This is a genomic window from Klebsiella sp. GG_Kp146 (genome assembly GCF_040061975.1).
Taxonomy (GTDB): domain Bacteria; phylum Pseudomonadota; class Gammaproteobacteria; order Enterobacterales; family Enterobacteriaceae; genus Klebsiella; species Klebsiella quasipneumoniae.
The window spans coordinates 1-19,726 of the sequence record NZ_JBEAHA010000012.1 but is presented as its reverse complement, the minus strand read 5'-3'; the positions used below and the strand labels follow the sequence as shown (position 1 = coordinate 19,726).

Sequence of the window (19,726 nt, the reverse complement as noted above, 5' to 3'; positions counted from 1 at the left end):
ACATTATTATGAAACTCAGGGAGATCAAGTTTGGGTTAATGCTCCTCCTCCCCTGGCAAGAGGCATGGGCGGCAGAAGCGTTTAGTTTTAACCGTGCCCATTTGCACGGCGCCGCGCCGGTTGATCTCCAGAAATATCAATACGGTAATCCACTGCACCCCGGACAGTATCGCAGCCTCCTCTCGGTGAATGGTCGGGACATGGCGGAAGAGACGTTTGTTATCCAGGAATACGATGGCCAGCTCGAGCCCTGCATCTCGCCCTCGCTGTTCGACGCCCTGCAGCTGAAGGACGCCCAATGGCCGGCGGCGGCCACCTGCCTGCGCTTTGCGCAAATTGATAAGGCGATTGCCTGGGAGTATGACAGCGGAGAAAATGTCCTGCGGGTGAATATGCCCCAGGCGCTGCTGCAATCCCCTTATCGCGGGGCGGTGAATCTGAAGAAGGTAGACAGCGGCGTGCCCGCCGCGGTGCTGCGCTATCAGGCCAACAGCTATCAGAGCATCGTCGACGGGGATAGCAGCAGCCATCATTACCTCGGCCTGGATGCCAGCCTGCGCGCCTTTGGCTGGCGGTTACATCACCAGTCCAGCTACCAGGCTCAGGCCGTGGATAAGCATTGGGATAGCATCGCCACCTGGGCAGAGAGAAGTCTGGTGAACTGGGCTTCCACCTTACGGCTGGGTCAGGGGTGGACCGACGGGACCTTCTTTGACAGCGTCAGTTTTATCGGCGGCAGACTGGCCACCGATGTCCGCATGCTGCCGGGCTCCCGTCGCGGCTTTGCGCCGTCGATAAGCGGGGTGGCGCGCACTAATGCTCGCGTGACGGTCACCCAGAACGGTGCCCTGTTGTACGAGGCAACGGTTCCGCCGGGTAAGTTCACCTTCGACGATCTCTATCCCACCAACGCCGGCGGCGATTTACAGGTGACGATCCATGAGGCGGACGGCAGTCAGGACACCTTTACCGTGCCTTACGCTGTGCTACCTGGTCTGGTGCGGGCCGGCGCCGTCTATTATGACCTGTCGCTGGGCTATCTGGATGAGAACGGGATCGCCGGGCGGCCGGGATTTGGCGAAGCAACGGTGCAGTACGGCTTCAATGATTATGTCAGCGGCTACACCGGGGCCAACGCGACGACGGATTATTACTCGACGCTGGTCGGCAGCGCCTTCAACACTTACTGGGGGGCGCTGGCGGTCGATCTTTCTCGTTCTGCGGCCAGGGGCAGGGAACGTGGCTGGCAGGAGGGCTATCGCTGGCGGGTGTCCGCATCAAAATCCTTCTCCTCTGACACGCGAATGCTGGTGTCGATGAGCCACAGCAACGACGGCAACTATCGATCCATTCGCGATGCCGCCTGGGAGCATGACAGTCATCCCAATGACTGGCGGGAGATGACGCGCTACAGCGCGACATTGTCCCAGCAGGCAGGTAGCGGCAGTCTGTCGTTTAACGGAATATGGAGTGAGGACGTCCGCCACCACCGCTGGCGCTCCTATCAGCTGGGGTACGCCAATCGTTATGGTCGGCTCAATTACTATCTGTACGCCCAGCAGAGTCAGGATATTCATCACCGCAATAATCAGGTGGTGGGGGCTTCTTTCTCGCTGACGTTCGGCCCGGCGGGCAGCCTGACCACCCGCTTTAACCACGATAAGAACTACGGCAGCCAGCTGCAGTCCAGCTATACCGGCAGCGCTGGCGCTAAAAACGCCTTCAGCTACGGCCTGACAGCCAGCTACGACATGCCGCGGCAGAACCCGCATGAAGCCAGCGTGGGGGCCAACGGCAATCTGCGGACGGATTATGCGTACCTGAATGCCAGCGCCAGCGCGGGTCGACATCAGCAGCAGTATTCGCTGGGGGCATCGGGTGCCCTGGTGGCGCATCAGGGCGGAATGACCGCCACCCCCGAGCTGGGTGAGACCTTTGCGATTGTGGAAGCGCCCGGCGCGGCGGGGGCCAGGGTGGCGAACCGCCTCGGACAGCCGATTAATCGCCAGGGTTTCACGATTATCCCTTACCTCGATCCCTTTACCGATAACTGGCTCGATCTCGATCCGCAGGGCATGAACGACCATGTGGAGATCGTTTCCAGCAGCACGACGGTGGTGCCCGATTCGGGCGCTGCGGTGAAGGTAAAATTTGTCACGCGCACCGGCTACCCGTGGTTTGCCCACGTCACGCTGTCCGATGGCGCGGCGCCGCCACTGGGCGCAGAAGTATTAGACGACAGCGACCGGGCGATTGGCGCTGTCGGTCAGGGCGGGCTGCTGTATGCCCGGGTGCCGCAGGTCCGCGGTAGCGTCTCGGTAGTCTGGGGGGAACGCAGCGGGCAGCGCTGCCGGTTGGACTATGCCATCCACGGCGAGGCGGCGCAGCAGGATAGCAGCGGTACGTCGCACCAGGTCTGCCGTCCGGGATTAAAGGAGAAATAATATGAAAAAAATCATCGCATCAGGGGGAGCCCTCTTACTGGCCTGGGGCTATTGCGCCTCGCCGTCGGCGGCGTGCCAGATGGTGAGTGGTAAAACTATCGAGTATTCGGTCAACGTCAGCCAGGCCAGTATCAACCTTGACGTCAGCAATCGCCCCGTCGGCTCCCTGCTGTACAGTTACGGCGGAATGATAATCACCAATAATGAGCGCTGGGAGATCGCCTGCAGCGGCAGCGAGCCCGGCGGGTTTCAGAGCATTGGCGGGTCCCGGGTCGGCCCGGCGGGAAACGGCAAGCCGGGGGATATCTATAGCATCGATCGCCTGCCGGGCATCGGCTACAGCTTTCAGATGGGGGAACAGGATGGCATTAATTTCGATCCCCTGTTCACGGCCTGGCCTTCCGCGCCGGTATTTTCCGGCCAGCGCGCATTTCAGGCGGAAAATAAAAAACCGACCATCTATTTCTGGCGTATTGCCGACAACGGCGGCCTGCCGCCACCAGGCGAGTATTGTCTTAACGATTACCTCGGCGATATTTTTCTGGGCGGCGTGCAGGCGATGCGTTTTAGCGTCAGCGGGCTCTGTATCCATATCAAATCGCCCACCTGCAAGATTACAGACGACAGTAAAAATATTAACGTCTTCCTCGGGCGGCATAATAAAACGGCGTTTACCGGACTCAACAGCACTACCGCCCCCATCCCCTTTAACATCAACCTGACGGAGTGTGAAAATGTCGGCAGCGTGTTTATGCAGTTTAACGCGACGGCGGACAGCGCCATGGCAGCCAACGAGGTGATTAAAATCGATGACCAACCTGAAGGCGCATCCGGGCTTGGCGTGCAGATCCTCACCGCCGGCGGCGCGCTGGTGCCGCTAAACCAGGTGAGCCAGATCTGGGCCGGAAGCAAGGGTAGCCAGACGAATTACCGTTTTGCCTATCAGGCCCGTTATATCCAGACCCAACCATTGGTGACAGCGGGCGAGGCGAACGCCAGCGCGACCTTCGTGGTGACCTATAACTGATCGGCCTGACGGCGCGGCGCCGTCAGGCATGCGCCAGTAAAGGAAACATCAACTTCCTGTCTTTAAACAGGTTTTCCTTGTGGTCATAGACAAAGAGGATATCTTCCCCCTCAATCTTCTCGTACTCGCCGAGCCGGTCTTCATTGGGGGTAAAACCGAGGATGGCCTGGTAAACATGGTCATCGGCCAGCTCGTTGACCAGCGTCGACAGGCTTTTGCCCGTGTCGCAGAACAGGTCAAAGCAGATCAGCACCGGGCCGTTTTGCATGGCGATAACCACCGCCTCATTTTTTGCCGAATAGTAAACGAAATGCTTCATAAAGGCGGAGCAGTAAAACATCAGCAGGCCAAAGTTGTGCTCCACCCGCAGCGGTGAGAACGGGTTGGATTTTTCATAGTAATGGCGGAGCAGGGCGACATCGTCCGCGCGGTCCATATCCAGCTTGCGAAAATCACCGGCGCGCGGAGAGACCGGCATAATATATTGATGCTCTTCGCTGCGGGTGAAACCAAATTTGGGGTAAAAATCCACCGTGGTGGGATTGGCAAATAAAAAGAAGGCGTCTGCCTCCTGCTGCCAGTCCTGCAGGATGTGATGGATAAGCTGACCGGCTAATCCCTTATTACGATGGTCCGGTTCGGTCATCACGGTGCCAATCTGAATATAACGCCGGGGTTCGCCCTGCCAGCGCAGATCGATGATGTTGGCCGAGGCGTTAGCGATAATTTTATTACGTTCGACAAAGGCGTAGGGGATATAGGCGTCAGTCCAGTAACCTTGTTGATACCACTCTTCAAAAGACAGGTCGAAAGTCTTAACGGCAAGGTCAATGAAGCTTTTTCTTAATGTGTTATTTTCTCTGACTTGCTTCACTAATTGATAATTCATTGTCATAGTTCCTTCTCACTATGGCTTCTGAAAGCGACGACGTCGGCAAAGGCACTTGCGTCGAATGAGCGCTGTAAACGTAGCATATCTGGGAAAAGGATCCGCATTGGCGATGCTTAACCTTTGCCCGAGTCACAAATAACCGCATGCTGGCCATGTTAGACCGGGCGAAACGGCCTGTTTGCGTTGGCTATCGCCATAATAAAGCGTGAGTAAAAAAGCATTGAGCGAGAGGCTGAGGATAAGGCACTGGCGATTTTATCGGCAATCGGCCGCGTCGTAGAGGTTAGGTTTATTTATTTATGCACAAATCAGGAAATTTTACGCTAAGTGTCTAATACGAGAGTAACCCCAGCGCAAGGGCTGAAATTATCATGGAATCGGCTTATAATAACGCGCTTTGTGACTGAGTATTACCGCACGAATTGGAAAAATATAACCTGCAGGATCCGCTACTTTATTTCGCGGTTTTTGCTCAGCTATTATTGAGTGAATTAACAGGATTACTATGTCAAATTTACCCAAATTTTCCCGCGCGCTATTGCACCCGCGTTACTGGCTATTATGGCTGGGAATTGGCTTGTTATGGCTGCTGGTGCAATTACCGTATCCGGTGATCTACCGACTGGGCACGGCGCTCGGGCGGCTGGCAATGCGGGTGATGAAAAGTCGCGCGCGGATTGCCAGACGTAATCTGGAACTCTGTTTTCCCGCGATGAGCGTCGCCGAGCGTGAGGCGCTGCTGGTGAAAAACTTTGAATCGTTGGGCATGGGGCTGATGGAGACCGGCATGGCCTGGTTCTGGCCGACGCACCGGGTGGCGCGCTGGACCGAGACCAGCGGCGTGAACGAGGTGGTCGACCTCCTCGAACAAAAGCAGGGCATCTTACTGATCGGCATTCATTTTCTCACCCTCGAGATGGGGGCGCGGATGTATGGCATGTTTACCCCGGGCATCGGCGTCTACCGGCCCAATGATAACCCGCTGATTGACTGGCTGCAGACCTGGGGACGCTTGCGCTCGAACAAGACCATGCTGGATCGAAAAAATCTGAAAGGGATGGTCAGGGCGCTAAAAGAGGGGGAGATCCTCTGGTACGCGCCGGATCATGATTACGGCCCGGCCAGCAGCGTTTTTGCGCCGCTGTTTGCCGTCGAGCAGGCGGCGACCACCACCGGCACCTGGATGCTGGCGAAAATGTCCGGGGCGACGATTGTGCCGTTTGTTCCCCGACGCAAGCCCAACGGTAGGGGATATGAATTGATCTCCCTGACGCCGGAGCGCACGCCGCCGCTGGCAAGCGCCGAGGCGACGGCGGCGTGGATGAACCAGATTATCGAACAGTGCATCCTGATGGCGCCCGAGCAATATATGTGGCTGCACCGGCGTTTTAAGACCCGCCCGGAAGGGGTGCCGCCGCGTTACTAAACGCTGCGGCCGAAAAATCAGCGCATCGGTAGCATGCTTAGTAAATCGCCGTCTATACTGAAAGGGCCTGACTGAAGGCCTATTCCAAGGAGATTTTAGGATGAAAAAAGTGATAGTCGCGTTAGCCCTTTCAGCCGTTGCATTTGGCGCCTCCGCCGCGCAGTTGATCACCAAAGAAGAAGTGAAACACTTCAAACTGACCAAGGTCGGACCGATCTCGGTGGGGCCGTCCGGCGGTGAGTTCTCTTCGCCCTCCGATCTGCACGATCAGCTCTCTAAGCTGGCCGATGAGAAAGGCGGAAAGTACTACGTGATTACTGCTGCGCGTGAGCATGGCCCTAACTTTGAAGCCACAGCGGAAGTGTATAAATAATCGATTGTGCCGCTGCCGTAACGGCACGCCACTGACTGAGCCTGGAGCGCGTTACGCCTCCGGGCTTATTTTTTTTCCGCCGCCCGCGTTCCACCGGCTAAGCGACAGCGAAAACGCATTTTTATCGCTATATATAGTTTTGATGATCACGATGTTAATGAAATATTGCTTTTTATTGTCGCTAAAAGGCGAATTCCAGCCTAATGCCTGAGGGAGTGACCCCTGGCAAAAATAGGTAGGACAAATGTGTTATCATCGCGCCTTTCCCTTTTTGTCTGGGGCTTTCTTGTATGCTACAACCTGTTGTTCGCGTCGGTGAATGGCTGGTAACCCCCTCTGTAAACCAAATCAGCAGGAAGGGGCGCCAGCTTACCCTTGAACCGCGTTTAATCGACCTCCTGGTCTTTTTTGCTCGCCATCCGGGGGAAGTGCTTAGCCGGGACGAGCTTATCGAAAACGTCTGGACCCGGAACGTTGTGACCAGCCACGTCGTCACGCAGAGTATTTCCGAACTGCGCAAGTCGCTCAAAGACGGCGACGACGTTAGCCTTGAGTACATCGCGACGGTACCCAAACGGGGGTATAAGCTCACGGTGCCGGTGATCTGGTGCACCGAAGAGGGGGAGGAACTCGCCCCGCAGATGGAGGCGCTGACGCCTTCGCCATCGGTCGCCGCTCCCGCGCCGCCGGCCGCCGGTGCGCCGCCGGACGCGCCCATCTCCACCGCCGATCCCGCCGCGCCAGCTCCCGCGCCGACAGGTGCCAGCGCGCCGTCAGTGCGTAAACGGCTCACCACCGCCCTGGTGTGGGGGCTGTTTCTGCTGGCGCTGGGCACCTGCGTGGCGCTGGTGGCGCTGTCGAGCATGGAATCGCGGCCGCCGGTCAACAAGGCGCGCCTGCTACTCAACCCGCGCGATATCGATATCCACCTGGTCAATGGTAACTCCTGCACCAACTGGTCTTCGCAGCACTCCTACGCGGTCGGCCTGGCCAGCCTGATCACCACCTCGCTGAACACCTTCTCGACCTTTATGGTGCATGACAAAACAGACTACAACATCAATGAGCCGAGCAGTTCCGGTAAAACGCTGACCATTGAATTCGTCAATCAGCGCCACTACCGGGCGCAGCAATGCTTTATGTCGGTCCAGCTGGTGGATAACGCCGACAGCTCGACGATGCTCGATAAGCGCTACTTTGTGACCAATGACAACCAGCTCACCATCCAGAACGATCTGATGAACAGCCTGTCGGACGCGCTGGCGCAGCCGTGGCCGGCGCGAATGCAGGCGATGCTCAGGCAATATCAGCCCTCGCAAAGCGTGGCGTTAACCTATTTCTACCAGTCGCATCAGCTGTTAATGAAGGGCGATGTTGATTCATTAAGCAAGGCCAGCAGCCTGCTGGATGATGTGATTAAGCGGGCGCCTGATTTTATTTACGCGTATGCCGAAAAAACGCTGGTAGATGTATTACGCCATTCGCAACAGCCGCTGGATGATAAACAGCTGGCAGCCCTTTACAGCGAAGTTGAGCGGGTAGGGGAGATGCCGGGTATAAAAGATATGGCGATTTATTATCAAATAAACGCAGTGGATTTGCTGGGAAAGGGAAAAGTTGACGAAGCGAACACAGCGATTAACCATGCGATCGATTTAGAGATGTCGTGGCTGAATTATGTGCTGTTAGGCAAAGTCTATGAGATGAAAGGTGAGAACCGACTGGCAGCGGATTCTTACATTACGGCGTTTAATTTACGACCCGGTGGAGATACATTGTACTGGATTGAAAACGGAGTTTTCCAGACGTCGGTCAACCGGGTTGTTCCGTATCTCGATAATTTCCTCTCTTCAGAATAAGTAAACCCTCATCATGTGAAAGGTTTTTGGCATGGTGAGGTTAAATTTATGTTTCTCATGAAGCCTCCTGTTGTTATTTATATTTAGCATTGAGGAGGCTTTGAATAACAGTTCAGCAACACATCGCATCTCATCTAAGTTCATGTAAAACAACAATGTTTATCTTTTTCTGACACCCTGTTGTCATGTTTATATGTTAAGCGAAAAAGGTCAAAATATCATTTGTCTGATGTTTGTTGTTATTTCACTTTATCTTTAGGACTTATCTCGTACAAATCAGTAATCTTGTTGGCAGTTGGTCGGGTCAATTAATGGTTCTGTATCATGATCTGTACCTCCCAAATAAACTTAGGAGAAAAACAACCATGAGTTCTGCCAAGAAGATCGGGCTATTTGCCTGTACCGGTGTCGTCGCCGGTAATATGATGGGGAGCGGTATTGCATTATTACCTGCGAACCTGGCCAGCATCGGTGGTATTGCCATTTGGGGCTGGGTAATTTCAATTATTGGTGCGATGTCTCTGGCTTATGTTTATGCCCGACTGGCCACTAAAAACCCGCAGCAGGGTGGTCCCATTGCTTACGCAGGGGAAATATCTCCGGCATTCGGTTTCCAGACCGGTGTACTTTATTATCACGCAAACTGGATTGGTAACCTGGCTATCGGGATTACCGCAGTTTCTTATCTGTCTACGTTCTTCCCTATTTTAAATAACCCGGTGCCAGCAGGGATTGCCTGTATTGCCATCGTGTGGATCTTTACTTTCGTTAATATGCTCGGCGGGACCTGGGTCAGCCGTCTGACCACCATTGGTCTGGTGCTGGTGCTTATTCCGGTAGTCATGACCGCGGTCGTCGGCTGGCACTGGTTTGATGTCGCTACCTATCAGGCGAACTGGAACACCTCCAGCACCACCGATAGCCACGCGGTCATCAAAAGTATCCTGCTCTGCCTGTGGGCCTTCGTTGGCGTAGAATCCGCCGCCGTGAGTACCGGGATGGTGAAAAACCCGAAACGTACCGTGCCGCTGGCCACCATGCTGGGTACCGCGATGGCCGGTATCGTCTACATCGCCGCGACTCAGGTTATCGCGGGTATGTATCCTGCTTCTCAGATGGCAGCGTCCGGTGCGCCGTTCGCGATTAGCGCCTCCACCATCCTCGGCGGCTGGGCTGCGCCGATGGTATCCGCTTTCACCGCCTTCGCCTGCCTGACTTCTCTGGGCTCGTGGATGATGCTGGTTGGCCAGGCGGGTGTGCGTGCCGCCAACGATGGCAACTTCCCGAAAGTGTATGGCGAAGTCGATAGCAACGGTATCCCGAAAAAAGGCCTGCTGCTGGCCGCGGTGAAAATGACCGCGCTGATGGTGCTGATTACCCTGATGAACTCCGCCGGTGGTAAAGCTTCTGACCTGTTCGGCGAACTGACCGGTATCGCAGTACTGCTGACCATGCTGCCTTACTTCTACTCCTGTGTTGACCTGATTCGTTTCGAAGGCATCAACATCCGTAACTTCGTCAGCCTGATTTGTTCGGTACTGGGTTGCGTGTTCTGCTTCATCGCGCTGATGGGCGCAAGCTCCTTCGAACTGGCCGGCACCTTTATCGTTAGCCTGATTATCCTGATGTTCTACGGTCGCAAAATGCACCAGCGCCAGAGCAACGCATCGGATAGCAACAGTCCCGCTAACGCGCACTAATCAGTAACCCTTTTTCCTGAGGCTCCTTCCATCACCTGTCATAGCGCGACGGGAGGGGCTTTCTACATCTGGAGATTTGACTATGAACGTTATTGCAATCATGAATCACATGGGGGTTTACTTCAAAGAAGAACCCATCCGTGAACTGCATCGTGCTCTCGAACGCCTGGACTTCCGCATTGTCTACCCGAACGACCGTGACGACTTATTAAAACTGATCGAAAACAACTCTCGTCTGTGCGGCGTGATCTTCGACTGGGATAAATACAATCTCGAGCTGTGCGAAGAAATCAGCAAAATGAACGAGTACATGCCGCTGTATGCGTTCGCTAACACCTACTCCACGCTGGACGTTAGTCTGAACGATCTGCGCATGCAGGTTCGCTTCTTCGAATATGCGCTGGGCGCTGCGGAAGATATCGCGAACAAAATCAAACAGAACACTGACGAATACATCGACACCATTCTGCCGCCGCTGACCAAAGCGCTGTTCAAATATGTGCGTGAAGGCAAATACACCTTCTGTACCCCGGGCCACATGGGCGGTACCGCCTTCCAGAAAAGCCCGGTAGGCAGCATCTTCTACGATTTCTTTGGCTCCAACACTATGAAATCCGATATCTCGATTTCAGTTTCTGAGCTCGGTTCCCTGCTGGACCACAGCGGCCCGCACAAAGAAGCGGAAGAGTATATCGCTCGCGTATTTAACGCCGAACGCAGCTACATGGTGACCAACGGCACCTCGACCGCCAACAAAATCGTCGGTATGTACTCCGCGCCGGCCGGCAGCACCGTGCTGATTGACCGTAACTGCCACAAATCGCTGACCCATCTGATGATGATGAGCGACATTACGCCGATCTACTTCCGTCCGACCCGTAACGCCTACGGCATCCTCGGCGGTATCCCGCAGAGCGAATTCCAGCACGCGACTATCGCCAAGCGTGTGAAAGAGACGCCGAACGCGACCTGGCCGGTACACGCCGTTATCACCAACTCGACTTACGATGGTCTGCTGTACAACACTGACTTCATCAAGAAAACCCTGGATGTGAAATCCATCCACTTTGACTCCGCATGGGTGCCTTACACCAACTTCTCGCCGATCTATGAAGGCAAATGCGGGATGAGCGGCGGCCGCGTCGAAGGGAAAGTGATTTACGAAACCCAGTCCACGCACAAACTGCTGGCGGCGTTCTCTCAGGCATCGATGATCCACGTGAAAGGCGATGTTAACGAAGAGACCTTTAACGAAGCCTACATGATGCACACCACCACCTCCCCGCACTACGGGATCGTGGCGTCCACCGAAACCGCGGCGGCGATGATGAAAGGCAACGCCGGTAAGCGCCTGATCGACGGCTCTATCGAACGTTCCATCAAGTTCCGTAAAGAGATCAAACGTCTGAAAGGCGAATCTGACGGCTGGTTCTTCGACGTATGGCAGCCGGAACATATCGACGGTCCTGAATGCTGGCCGCTGCGCTCCGACAGCGCATGGCACGGTTTCAAAAACATCGACAACGAGCACATGTATCTCGACCCGATCAAAGTCACTCTGCTGACCCCGGGGATGAAGAAAGACGGCACCATGGATGAGTTCGGTATTCCGGCCAGCATCGTGGCGAAGTATCTCGACGAACACGGCATCGTGGTGGAGAAAACCGGTCCGTACAACCTGCTGTTCCTGTTCAGCATCGGTATCGACAAAACCAAAGCGCTGAGCCTGCTGCGTGCGCTGACCGACTTCAAACGCGCGTTCGACCTGAACCTGCGGGTGAAAAACATGCTGCCGTCGCTGTACCGTGAAGATCCTGAATTCTATGAAAACATGCGTATTCAGGACCTGGCGCAGAACATTCACAAACTGGTTGAGCATCACAACCTGCCGGACCTGATGTTCCGCGCGTTTGAAGTGCTGCCATCCATGGTGATGACCCCGTATGCCGCGTTCCAGAAAGAGCTGCACGGTCAGACGGAAGAAGTGTACCTCGAAGAGATGGTCGGCCGCGTCAACGCCAACATGATCCTGCCGTATCCTCCGGGAGTGCCGCTGGTGATGCCGGGTGAAATGATCACCGAAGAGAGCCGTCCGGTGCTGGAGTTCCTGCAGATGCTGTGCGAAATCGGCGCCCACTATCCGGGCTTCGAAACCGATATCCACGGCGCCTATCGTCAGGCGGATGGTCGTTACACCGTTAAAGTGCTGAAAGAAGAGAATAACAAGTAATAGACGCACACCAGGGAAGTGGCTTGCCACTTCCCTTTTTCACGCTGCAAGGAGAACACATGAAAACACCCTCACAGCCGCGCGCGATTTACTACATCGTTGCGATCCAGATCTGGGAGTACTTCAGCTTTTACGGCATGCGCGCCTTACTCATCCTCTACCTCACCCACCAGCTTGGCTTCGACGACAGCCACGCCATCAGCCTGTTCAGCGCTTACGCCTCTCTGGTTTACGTTACCCCTATTCTTGGCGGCTGGCTTGCCGACCGCCTGCTCGGCAACCGCACGGCGGTGATTGCCGGGGCGCTGTTGATGACCCTCGGCCACGTGGTGCTGGGCGTTGAGTCGACCTCCGCATGGAGCCTGTACGTCGCGCTGGCGATCATTATCTGCGGCTACGGCCTGTTCAAATCCAATATCAGCTGCCTGCTTGGCGAACTTTACGCCCACGACGATCCGCGTCGCGACGGCGGCTTCTCGCTGCTGTACGCCGCCGGCAACGTCGGCTCCATCGCCGCGCCCATCGCCTGCGGGCTGGCGGCCCAGTGGTACGGCTGGCATATCGGCTTCGCCCTGGCGGGGATCGGGATGTTCATCGGCCTGATGATTTTCTTAAGCGGCAGCCGCCACTTCCGGCATACCCGCGGCGTCGATAAACCGGCGCTGCGGGCGGTGAAATTCGTGCTGCCGACCTGGGGCTGGCTGCTGGTGATGCTCTGCCTGGCGCCGGTGTTCTTCACGCTGCTGCTGCAAAACAACTGGTCCGGCTATCTGCTGGCGGTCGTCTGCCTGTTCGCCGCCCAGATGGTGGCGCGGATCATGATCAAAGCCCCGGAGCATCGTCGCGCGCTGTGGCAGATTGTCCTGCTGATGCTTGCCGGGACGCTGTTCTGGGTGCTGGCGCAGCAGGGGGGAAGCTCGATTAGCCTGTTTATCGATCACTTTGTTAACCGCCGCCTGCTGAACTGGGACGTGCCGACGGCGCTGTTCCAGTCGGTTAACGCGGTGGCGGTGATGGCGGCCGGCGTGGCGCTGGCGTGGCTGATGCGCCCGGAAGGCAGCGCTCGTTCGGTGCTGCGCGTCTGGTTGAAATTCGCTTTTGGCCTGCTGCTGATGGGCGGCGGCTTTATGCTGCTGGCGTTCAACGCCCGCCACGGCGCCGCTGAGGGTCAGGCCTCGATGGGCATGATGGTCGCTGGACTGGCGATGATGGGCTTTGCCGAACTGTTTATCGACCCGGTCGCGATGGCGCAAATCACCCGCCTGAACATGCCCGGCGTCACCGGGGTATTGACCGGTATTTATATGCTGGCCACCGGCGCGGTGGCCAACTGGCTGGCGGGCGTGGTCGCCCAGCAGACCACTGAATCGCAAATCAGCGATACGGCGATTGCCGCCTATCAGCATTTCTTCTCGCAGATGGGGGAATGGACCCTCGGCTGCGTGGCGGTGATGGTGGTTATCGCCTTTGCCGCAGCCTGTAGCGTCGGCAAACGCCGCGCGGCGGCTGGCGAGCTTCCCGGCGGCGGCGCCTGACGCGCGTCCCGGCTGCGGCGTAACCGCCTCCGCCGGGCTATCGGCCAGCGCCAATTATCGCCCCGGTACGCGCAGCGCGACCGGGGCATTCCATCCACAGCGGAGCGCAAAGCCGCTCCTGCACAGCGTAGTGAGCAGAAGGAGGATATTCTGGCAGGCGCGGAAGCCAACGATAAAAAATACCGTTAGTGAAGGCATAGCTGAGTGAGATCAGCTTGAAGAGAAGCCAGATTCGTTACTCTTGTTCTTCGGTGTAAAGCCGGAGACAGGCCGCGCGGAAGGGTGACCTGGTTCAATTTATCGAAGCTAGTTTGAAAGCAAGGTTATGAGGAACCCATATGTCTGAACAACAAGCACAAGGTGCCGATGAGGCCATTGACCTTAATAATGAACTGAAAACTCGTCGCGAAAAACTGGCTGCGCTGCGTGAGCAGGGCGTAGCTTTCCCCAACGATTTCCGTCGCGATCATACCTCTGACCAATTGCACGCTGAATTCGATGCGAAGGATAACGATGAACTCGCTTCCCTGAACGTTGAAGTTGCGGTGGCCGGCCGGATGATGACCCGCCGCGTGATGGGCAAAGCCTCCTTCGTCACCCTCCAGGACGTCGGCGGCCGTATCCAGCTGTACGTGGCCCGCGATGACCTGCCGGAAGGCGTCTACAACGAACAGTTTAAGAAATGGGACCTTGGCGACATCATCGCCGCCCGCGGCAAGCTGTTCAAAACGCAAACCGGCGAACTCTCCATCCACTGCACCGAGCTGCGCCTGCTGACCAAAGCCCTGCGCCCGCTGCCGGATAAATTCCACGGCCTGCAGGATCAGGAAGTCCGCTATCGCCAGCGCTATCTGGATCTGATCGCTAACGAAGAGTCGCGCCATACGTTCCGCATCCGCTCGCAGATCCTCGCGACCATGCGTCAGTTCATGGTAGCCCGTGGCTTTATGGAAGTGGAAACCCCGATGATGCAGGTGATCCCCGGCGGCGCTTCCGCCCGTCCGTTTATCACGCATCACAACGCGCTGGATCTCGATATGTACCTGCGCATCGCGCCGGAACTGTATCTGAAACGTCTGGTGGTCGGCGGCTTCGAACGCGTGTTTGAAATCAACCGTAACTTCCGCAACGAAGGGATCTCGGTACGCCATAACCCAGAGTTCACCATGATGGAACTGTACATGGCGTACGCGGACTACAAAGACCTGATCGAACTGACCGAGTCGCTGTTCCGCACCCTGGCGCAGACGGTGCTGGGCAAAACCGAGGTGCCATATGGCGACCAGGTGTTTGACTTCGGCAAGCCGTTTGAAAAACTGACCATGCGCGAGGCGATCAAAAAACATCGTCCGGAAACCAACATGGCGGATCTGGATAACTTCGACGCGGCGAAAGCGCTGGCGGAATCTCTCGGTATTCAGGTAGAGAAAAGCTGGGGTCTTGGGCGCATCGTCACCGAAATCTTCGACGAAGTGGCGGAAGCGCACCTCATCCAGCCGACCTTCATCACCGAATACCCGGCGGAAGTCTCCCCGCTGGCGCGCCGTAACGACGTCAACCCGGAAATCACCGACCGCTTCGAGTTCTTCATCGGCGGCCGCGAAATCGGTAACGGTTTCAGCGAGCTGAACGACGCCGAAGACCAGGCGCAGCGTTTCCAGGATCAGGTTAACGCCAAAGCGGCGGGCGATGACGAAGCGATGTTCTATGACGAAGACTACGTCACCGCGCTGGAGTACGGTCTGCCGCCGACCGCCGGTCTGGGCATCGGTATCGACCGGATGGTGATGCTGTTTACCAACAGCCACACCATCCGCGACGTGATCCTCTTCCCGGCGATGCGTCCGCAGAAGTAAACCGTTGCACTCCCTCCCGGCCTGCGCCGGGAGGTTCTTCCTGCATTATCCCCATCCTGTCGGCAGGGCAATGTTATTACAGGACTTTTTGCAACGTGCCGCGCTGGCTGCCGTTTGCCCATACGCCGTTAAAGGCGTCGTTCAGCGTAAAGGCTGAGCTTTTCACCCGGAACGTCAATTTACCCTGGCTGGCTTTCGCCTCCTCGACCAGATGACCATGGGTTTTCACCGTTTTAGCGGTGATGGTAATCTCATCAATTTTATTGCCATAGTCAGTATATACATACCAGGTGCCCACCCAGGGGCCGAAGCCGCTGCTGGCCTGATGCGCGGCGGCGGCATTCTCGGCTTTGGTTTTATGAATATCGCAGGTGGTCCCGTCGGTCATCTGCGTGCAACCGGAGCGTTCAAGCTGTTCCCGGTATTTCGCGCTAATGGCGTGGGCCGGCGCGGCGGCGACCAGCGCCAGGGTGAGGGTGGTGAAAAGCCAGGTCTTATTCATCTTATTGTTTCTCATCGCGATAGCGGCGCGCATTGTCATAAAGGTTGATATACATTGTTGCATTCTCCAGGGGCGTCCGAATAAATATAACCGCAGCCATTCCTGATAAATAACGAGCAGAAAGGAGAAGGGTTATTTATTTGTAAAAACATCATTACCCTGAGCTTATTTATCACCGTACCTTCCCGCTGCATGTCATATTATTGCAGAGAGAATGTTAAGTAATTGATGTTTTAAAAGGGACTATTTGTCACTTACGCAAATAACAGCAGGCCAGGCCTGGGCGCAGGGCTAAAGCCCGCGCCGCTGCGGTGTTGAGATTTTTTCATATTGCTATCATCATATTTCGAATGAAAGGGATAACCTCTGAAGCGGGTTATTAAGCCAGTAATTTTTATCTGCAAAATAAGCCTGCGGCAAGCATTATTTCCATTTATTTTTCAGGGCTACTCGCGCCAGCGGATATTTCGTCCGCGGCAATGATGGATTTCCATCATTTCTCCGTTTTCATCGCTGGTCGTCGCCTGCTTATAGTGACGGCACACCAGACGACTGGCTGAAAAGGAGATAAACATGGCGACAGAGTACCTGCAGTGGGGCATTAGCCCCCTGTGCTGGACCAACGATGTGCTGGAGGATTTAGGCGGCGATATCCCTCTCGACACGTGTCTGCGCGAGGCGCGGGAGGCGGGGTTTCAGGGAATTGAGTTAGGGCGGAAGTTTCCCCGCCAGGCGGAGACATTGGGGCCTCTGCTGGCGGCGGCTGACCTGCGCCTGGCGTCCGGCTGGTACAGCGGCTTGCTGGCCGACCGCAGCGTGGAAGCGGAGCTGGAGGCGGTGCGGGGCCACGCGCAGCTCCTGCAGCAGCTCGGCGCCAGGGTAATGGTCTATGGCGAGTGCGGGCAACTGCCCGGTGAAACGCCGCTTGATGAGCCGATCTCGCTCTCGCCGCCGTTAAGCCGCGTCAGCCTGACGACGTATTGCCATAAGCTAAATACCTTTGCCGACCTGCTGCTGCGCGACTACGGCCTCCGGCTGGCCTATCACCACCATCTGATGATGCTGGTGGAGCACGACGACGAGCTGGAGCGGTTTTTGTCCCAGACCCATGACAATGTCGGGCTGGCGTTTGATACCGGACACGCCTTCGTCGCCGGGGTCGATATCCCGCGCGTGCTGGAGAAATATGGCCACCGTATCCGCCATCTGCATCTGAAAGACGTCCGTCCGCAGGTGCTGGGGCGCCTGTATCGCGAAAACCTGAGCTTTAACGAGGCGGTGCGCGCCGGGCTGTTTACCATCCCTGGCGACGGCTGCATCGACTATGCGCCGATCCTCGACTTTGCCCGGGACAGCGACTACCGCGGCTGGCTGATTATCGAAGCCGAGCAGGACCCGGCGATGGCGCCGCCGTTTGCCACCGCCCGCCGCGCCTTCGCCTGGCTGGCGCACCACTTTTCGTCCCCGTCATCATCAGAGGAGCACGCATCATGAGCGCGCGGTTAAATATTGGTCTTATCGGCTCCGGTTTTATGGGCCAGGCGCACGCCGACGCTTACCGTCGCGCGGCCATGTTCTATCCCGATCTGCCGAAGCGCCCCTATCTTTACGCGCTGGCGGATCAGGATCAGACGCTGGCTGAACGTCATGCGGTGAAGCTGGGGGCGGAGAAAGCTTACGGTGACTGGCGCGAACTGGTGAACGATCCGCTGGTGGACGTGGTGGATATTACCTCGCCGAACCATCTGCACTACACGATGGCGATGGCGGCGATCGCGGCGGGTAAACATGTCTATTGCGAGAAACCGCTGGCGGTTAACGAGCAGCAGGCGCAGGAGATGGCGCAGGCGGCCCGGCGCGCGGGGGTGAAGACCATGGTGGCCTTTAACAACATTAAAACCCCGGCGGCGCTGCTGGCAAAGCAGCTTATCGCCCGGGGCGATATTGGCGAACCGGTACGCTTTCGCGGCACCTTTGATCAGGGGTTTTATAACGACCCGAACCTGCCCTGGTCCTGGCGCTGCTCGAAAACCCTCGGCGGCAGCGGGGCGCTTGGCGACCTCGGCGCCCATACCCTGTCCGTCGCCCAGTTTTTGATGGGCGGGATCCGTGAAGTGACCGCCAGCGCGCAAACCTGCCTGCGCCAGCGTCCGGTGCCACAGACCGATGCCGGGTATGCCAGCCGGGTCGCGGCCGATGCCGAGTGGCGGGAAGTGGAAAATGACGATCAGGTTCAGTGCCTGGTCAATTTCGACAGCGGCGCCGCGGGGGTGATTGAGGCCTCGCGCATCGCCGCCGGGCGCATCTTCGGCGTGTTCTGGGAGGTCTCCGGCACCGAAGGCACGCTGTATATGGACGGGGAGCGCTTTAACGAACTGCAGGTGTATCGCTTCCGCGATGACAAACACGACCGCGGCTTTAAAACGCTGTATGCCGGGAGTCAGATCCCGGCCTATGCCGGCTTCTTCGGCTTCGATTTTGGCGGCGGCGGGCTGGGCTATTTTGACGTCAAGGTGATGGAAGTGCATGACCTGGTGCAGGGGATTTGTGGGGACGACGACTGCTATCCCAGCTTTGAATTTGGTTTACAGAATCAGCGCGTGCTGTCGGCGATTGAAGCCTCGATGATCAGCCGTCGCTGGGTTAACGTGGTTAAGGATTAAGGAGCCGCTATGTTTCCCTCACAATTACCGACCCCGCGCCGCCCGGCGGCGCAGAGCATTCCCTCCCTGCGCTGGGGCATCATCGGTCCGGGCTGGATCGCCGAGCGCTTTGTGCACGCATTGAAAACCCAGAGCCGGCAGCAGGTGGTGGCCGTTGCCTCCCGCAGCCAGGCGAAGGCCGACCGGGTAGCCGCGGAATGGGGGATCCCCCAGGCTTACGGCCGGGTCGAGGAGATGCTGGCGCGTCCGGATATTGATGCGGTCTATATTGCGACGCCGCACAACCATCACTTTCCCGACGGCATGCAGGCGCTGAAGGCGGGCAAACATGTGCTGATAGAGAAGCCCTTCGCGCTCAACCTCGGCGAAGGAGGTGAACTGCAGGCCGAAGCCGCCCGCCAGGGGAAGCTGGCGCTGGAGGCGATGTGGTGCGATTACGCGCCGAAGTATGATGTGATCCGCCAGCTGCTGGAGGATGGGGTACTCGGCGACCTGCATACCCTGCTGGCCGATCACGGCGAGTATTTCACTACCGATCACCGCATCTTTAATGCCGACCTCGCCGGCGGGCCGATGATGGATCTCGGCAGCTATTTGACCTCGTTTGCGCTGATGGTGGGCGGCATGCCGCAGGAGATTGTCGCCCGCGGCCACGCGACGGCGGAGGGGCTTAACGGCCAGACGTCAATGCTGTTCAGCTGGCGGAACGGGATGCAGGGGCTGTTAAACACGACGTTGTTCAGCAACACGCCGGGCGGGGCGGTGGTGGCCGGACGCCAGGCGACCCTGACGATCGACGGTCAGTTTTACGCCCCCGGCGGGTTCACGCTCGCCGCCAGCCAGGGCGGGCAGGCGCTGCGCTGGGAAGAGCCGCGCAATCGCTACGACCAGCTGTTCTGGCAGGCGGAGCATTTTGCCTGGTGTGTCGGTCAGGGGCTGCGGGACTCGCCGCTGCGGCCGCTTAGTCAGGTGCTGCAGAATCTGCAGGTGATGGATGAGGTGCGGCGCCAGGTGGGCGCGGTGTTTAACGAAGAACGTTAAGAGGCCGGCCGGGCTTTGGTTTTGCAGACAGCGCGAGCGTGCACGCCATTGCCCGGCACCGGGACGCGCACGGTACCGGATATCTGCTGCCCGGCGGCGCGGCGCTTGCGCAGGCCTGGGATGTCACTGCAACTGTGTGATATGGATGGTTATCATGCCCGTAGGCCGGGCAAGGCGT

Annotated in this window: 15 protein-coding genes; 12 read left to right on the top strand and 3 right to left on the bottom strand. The window is 57.2% G+C overall.

Going from position 1 to position 19,726, the window contains the following annotated elements:
* Positions 1-8: 8 nt before the first annotated feature.
* Complete coding sequence (locus tag ABLU95_RS13400; protein ID WP_348879743.1) at positions 9-2,444, top strand: fimbria/pilus outer membrane usher protein; 2,436 nt, start codon at positions 9-11, stop codon at positions 2,442-2,444.
* A 1-nt stretch (position 2,445) separates the two neighbouring features.
* A complete protein-coding gene (locus ABLU95_RS13395; protein ID WP_086075303.1) occupies positions 2,446-3,471 on the top strand; it encodes a fimbrial protein in 1,026 nt (341 codons plus the stop codon).
* A gap of 22 nt (positions 3,472-3,493) precedes the next feature.
* On the opposite strand, the gene ABLU95_RS13390 is transcribed toward ABLU95_RS13395, so the two are convergent.
* Complete coding sequence (locus ABLU95_RS13390) at positions 3,494-4,360, bottom strand: GNAT family N-acetyltransferase (protein ID WP_023288676.1); 867 nt, start codon at positions 4,358-4,360, stop codon at positions 3,494-3,496.
* A 508-nt stretch (positions 4,361-4,868) separates the two neighbouring features.
* Between ABLU95_RS13390 and ABLU95_RS13385 the strand changes: the two genes are divergently transcribed.
* The 7 genes from ABLU95_RS13385 to lysS all read left to right on the top strand — a co-directional run bounded on the left by ABLU95_RS13385 (position 4,869) and on the right by lysS (position 15,342).
* Positions 4,869-5,789, top strand: a complete 921-nt coding sequence (locus tag ABLU95_RS13385) for a Kdo(2)-lipid IV(A) acyltransferase (RefSeq protein WP_065882796.1) — start codon at positions 4,869-4,871, stop codon at positions 5,787-5,789.
* A 100-nt stretch (positions 5,790-5,889) separates the two neighbouring features.
* Positions 5,890-6,162, top strand: coding sequence for a DUF1471 domain-containing protein (locus ABLU95_RS13380; protein ID WP_002892402.1), 273 nt, complete (start codon positions 5,890-5,892; stop codon positions 6,160-6,162).
* A 290-nt stretch (positions 6,163-6,452) separates the two neighbouring features.
* Complete coding sequence (cadC, locus tag ABLU95_RS13375) at positions 6,453-8,021, top strand: lysine decarboxylation/transport transcriptional activator CadC (protein WP_044521381.1); 1,569 nt, start codon at positions 6,453-6,455, stop codon at positions 8,019-8,021.
* A 365-nt stretch (positions 8,022-8,386) separates the two neighbouring features.
* Entirely contained in the window at positions 8,387-9,721 is a 1,335-nt protein-coding gene (gene cadB / locus ABLU95_RS13370) for a cadaverine/lysine antiporter (RefSeq protein ID WP_023288679.1), read from the top strand.
* An 82-nt stretch (positions 9,722-9,803) separates the two neighbouring features.
* Positions 9,804-11,951, top strand: a complete 2,148-nt coding sequence (cadA, locus tag ABLU95_RS13365; RefSeq protein ID WP_023288680.1) for a lysine decarboxylase CadA — start codon at positions 9,804-9,806, stop codon at positions 11,949-11,951.
* Positions 11,952-12,010: 59 nt separating this feature from the next.
* Positions 12,011-13,486 (top strand): dipeptide permease DtpD, encoded by a 1,476-nt coding sequence (dtpD, locus tag ABLU95_RS13360; RefSeq protein ID WP_277475367.1) that lies wholly within the window; start codon positions 12,011-12,013, stop codon positions 13,484-13,486.
* A 338-nt stretch (positions 13,487-13,824) separates the two neighbouring features.
* Entirely contained in the window at positions 13,825-15,342 is a 1,518-nt protein-coding gene (gene lysS, locus ABLU95_RS13355) for a lysine--tRNA ligase (protein WP_004202393.1), read from the top strand.
* A gap of 76 nt (positions 15,343-15,418) precedes the next feature.
* Here the strand turns inward: lysS and ABLU95_RS13350 are convergent, their stop codons facing one another.
* On the bottom strand, positions 15,419-15,844 hold the full coding sequence (locus tag ABLU95_RS13350; protein ID WP_277475368.1) for a hypothetical protein: 426 nt from the start codon (positions 15,842-15,844) through the stop codon (positions 15,419-15,421).
* A 446-nt stretch (positions 15,845-16,290) separates the two neighbouring features.
* Complete coding sequence (locus ABLU95_RS13345; RefSeq protein ID WP_254915157.1) at positions 16,291-16,419, bottom strand: hypothetical protein; 129 nt, start codon at positions 16,417-16,419, stop codon at positions 16,291-16,293.
* Here ABLU95_RS13345 and iolE point away from each other — a divergent pair.
* Genes iolE through ABLU95_RS13330 form a run of 3 tightly spaced genes read left to right on the top strand, consistent with a single transcriptional unit; the run spans position 16,418 to position 19,548 of the window.
* The gene (gene iolE / locus ABLU95_RS13340) at positions 16,418-17,338 is read left to right on the top strand and encodes a myo-inosose-2 dehydratase (RefSeq protein WP_218810297.1); all 921 of its coding nucleotides are present in this window, start codon (positions 16,418-16,420) and stop codon (positions 17,336-17,338) included. The genes ABLU95_RS13345 and iolE overlap by 2 nt on opposite strands.
* Positions 17,335-18,507 (top strand): Gfo/Idh/MocA family oxidoreductase, encoded by a 1,173-nt coding sequence (locus tag ABLU95_RS13335; protein ID WP_218810296.1) that lies wholly within the window; start codon positions 17,335-17,337, stop codon positions 18,505-18,507. The genes iolE and ABLU95_RS13335 overlap by 4 nt, the downstream gene beginning before the upstream one ends.
* 9 nt (positions 18,508-18,516) lie before the next feature.
* The gene (locus tag ABLU95_RS13330) at positions 18,517-19,548 is read left to right on the top strand and encodes a Gfo/Idh/MocA family oxidoreductase (protein WP_065882793.1); all 1,032 of its coding nucleotides are present in this window, start codon (positions 18,517-18,519) and stop codon (positions 19,546-19,548) included.
* The last annotated feature ends 178 nt before the right edge of the window (positions 19,549-19,726 follow it).